Genomic DNA, 2,964 nt, shown 5'->3' on the forward strand with positions numbered 1-2,964 from the left:
CTTGCGGGCAGCGCCGCGCAGGCCGATGTCGTTCGATTGAAAGCCTCGATTCGGGACACCCAACTCCGGCTCGTCGAGGTCAGAGCCGACGACCACGCGGAGCGGGCGTTCCGCGCACTGGCGGCGCTCGCCGCTGAACAGTCGGAATCCGTAGTGACTCTGGCGCTGGATCAGGCAGACACGTTGCCGAACGACGAGTCGCTGATTCGCGCGCTCACTGGGTGGGTCGCTCGAACGACCGGCGAGGTGGTCGAAGCGAGCCGCGCGCAACATTCGCTCGCGGCTCTTGCCGGCCTGCGAGCGCGAATCGTCATCAACCTCGCCCAAGCCTTCCAGCACCAGAGCTCGGCACAAGCGCTGGCGGTGCTGGCAACCGCTCTTCCAGATGATGCGGCTATCTGGGTTGTCTCCGACGTTCACGCCGACTCGATTCCAGGATTCGAGCCGCTCACATACTCCGCGCGGGCTCTCGTGATTCCTTCCTCCGCCGGCGGCATCCTCGAGCACATACGCCGTTCGGTCGATCGAGACGCATTGAGGCGGTTCCTCGTAGCCGAAAAACAAGGCAGGACTGTAGAGGACCTCATCAGGTCCGCGATTTGTTACGAACGAGGGAACCGAGTCGTGATCGACCGAACTCGGTGGACGCAGCCTGACTACTTTCCGGCCGGATATCTTCTCGACGCCATCGGCGTGGCCGAGCAGTTGGCGCGCACCACCAACTCTTTTGAGGCGCTGAACTGGTCGTCCGATCTCGAGTCCCTGAACTTCTCAGCTGCCAGTGAATACCCGTTGCGACGAAATCTGTACACGTCAGCGGCGCTCAAGTGGCTTCTGGGAGCCGCCACGTCCTGGTCGGGCACGCGCGGCACCGGCTACTTCCTGACGACGCTCAAGGAGATCCTGCACGCATCGACAGGGACGATCGTCGGCCAACTCGATGCGCTAGCAATTGGGCAGGTCCGCCGCGTCCTGGCTCATTGGCCACCGCCTCCCGTCGACTGGCTCGGCCAGCCGACCCTGTACGTTGGCCAGAGCCAAGCGCTTGATCAGCTCGCGTCTCAGATCGATCGCCAGCTAATGGGTGACCCGTCCCTGGCGATGCATTCCGACGACGACGACCTCAGAACCCATATGCGCACTCTGGAGGCGATCGCTCCAGGGATGGCTTATCAGTTCGTCGGCTGGGCCGTCAGCGGCGAGGAACGCGTGCAAGACTATGCGCGGTTCTTCGACCTGCTCAACATGGCCGGTGATGTTGCGCAGACCGTTGCGCCGACGGCTGCAGTGATGCTCGACGATGCAGCATGGATGCTCTTCGCAGTCGGCGACCACGACGAGGCATTTCGTCTCTGGGAGCTCGTGACGGATCAGATCCTCGGTATAGGCGGCATCCCGGCGGTCATACACCTCTGCAACTACGGCGTCGCGTGCTATCTCACCGGCGAGGAGCAGGCAGCAGCCAACATGCTCTTCGAATCGGCCCTCCTCGCCTCTCGAATCGGGGACGAAGGCCGCGTGTGGAGAGCCCTTGCCTATCTCGCAAAGATGGCGCCCGGGGATGCGAAGGCCGAAGCATGGATCGACTCGTGGCTTGAACAGGTGGCGGAAGACCTGCCCAACGAAGATCGCGTCTCTCAGGTCGAGTTTGTCATGGCGATCCGTGGCGTCATCATGGAGCTTCAGGAGTTCCCGATCCAGTGAACGCTTTCGGACGCGTTCTCTGTAGGGAGAGCCAGGCGGTCGAGTCGCCCGTCCCGCTGTCGGAGATCTAAATCCGCGATTTCCGAGCGTTCAACCTCGATCTGCAAGAGGCGTGGTGGCTCTGAGGTGACGTCGGAGAGGAACTCCAGCGAGTCCAACGCGAGGTTAGGGCGAAACAGTCCGCAGGGAGTCTCCGCGGGCACACAGCGGGTGCGCAGCATCCATCGCCTGCGCCATGGATTCGATGACGACTCTCCCGTCTGACATTGAGCTAGTGGCAAGCGCACTGGCCGATTACTGCACCAGATGGCCGATCTCTGCATGCTCTGCGCGCACTTGTACTTATTTAGAGACGGTCGGTCTAAATTCGCTGTCATGACCGACATCGCAACTCGACCTCGCCGAGGGCGCCCCCCGAAGATCCCTCGCGAGCACGGAGACACGCGCGAGGCGCTGTTGCGCTGCGGCATGGAAGTCCTCACAACGCAGGGCATGAGCGCCACCGGCATCGACGCGGTCCTGAAGCGTGTCGGCGTGCCGAAGGGCTCCTTCTACCACTACTTCGACAGCAAGGACGCGTTCGGATTCGAGGTGCTGCAACGGTATGCGGACTACTTCGCTCGCAAGCTCAACCGATGGCTGCTCGAAGAGGGGCCGTCGCCGCTGGAACGCCTGACGCGGTTCGTGGACGATGCCAAGGCCGGCATGGTACGGCATGACTTCGAACGAGGGTGCCTAGTCGGCAATCTCGGCCAAGAGGTCTCCACCCTCCCCGACGGCTACCGGGAAGCGCTCGAAGACGTGCTGCGCGACTGGGAACGTCGCGTCGCGGCGTGCCTGCAACTGGCCGCAGACGCAGACGAGATCCCGCCCGGCTCCGACTGCGACGAACTGGCGTCGTTCTTCTGGGTGGGTGGGGAAGGCGCGATCCTTCGCGCCCGCCTGACCCGCGACGTCCGGCCGATGGAAGTGTTCTTCGCCGGTTACCTCGCATCCGTCCGCATCCATCCCGGGAGAGCATGATGTTCAGCGCAATCTCCATCGACAAGACCGATGCCGGATACCAGGCAGCGCTGCGCGAACTCGATGAGAGTGAGCTACCTGACGGTGACGTCACGGTGCGCGTGTCGTACAGCGGCCTGAACTACAAAGATGCCCTCGCGATCACGGGAAAGGCTCCGGTCGTGCGTCGCTTCCCGATGGTGCCCGGGATCGACCTCGCCGGTGTCGTGGAACACAGCGACAGCCCCTCTTATGCGC

At 63.1% G+C, this 2,964-nt stretch carries 3 protein-coding genes; all 3 read left to right on the forward strand.

Annotated features, from left to right (window positions below; genetic code table 11):
* Window positions 1–1,704, forward strand: a 1,704-nt coding sequence (locus ACFWJO_RS37520; protein ID WP_386872606.1) for a hypothetical protein, incomplete at its 5' end; no start/stop codon positions are given.
* A gap of 375 nt (window positions 1,705–2,079) precedes the next feature.
* Window positions 2,080–2,727 (forward strand): TetR/AcrR family transcriptional regulator, encoded by a 648-nt coding sequence (locus ACFWJO_RS37525; RefSeq protein ID WP_386872608.1) that lies wholly within the window; start codon window positions 2,080–2,082, stop codon window positions 2,725–2,727.
* On the forward strand, window positions 2,724–2,964 hold a 241-nt coding region (locus ACFWJO_RS37530), incomplete at its 3' end, for an alcohol dehydrogenase catalytic domain-containing protein (RefSeq protein WP_386872610.1). The genes ACFWJO_RS37525 and ACFWJO_RS37530, both read left to right, overlap by 4 nt.

Origin of the sequence: Streptomyces sp. NPDC127092 (assembly GCF_042722475.1) — a bacterium.
Taxonomy (GTDB): domain Bacteria; phylum Actinomycetota; class Actinomycetes; order Streptomycetales; family Streptomycetaceae; genus Streptomyces.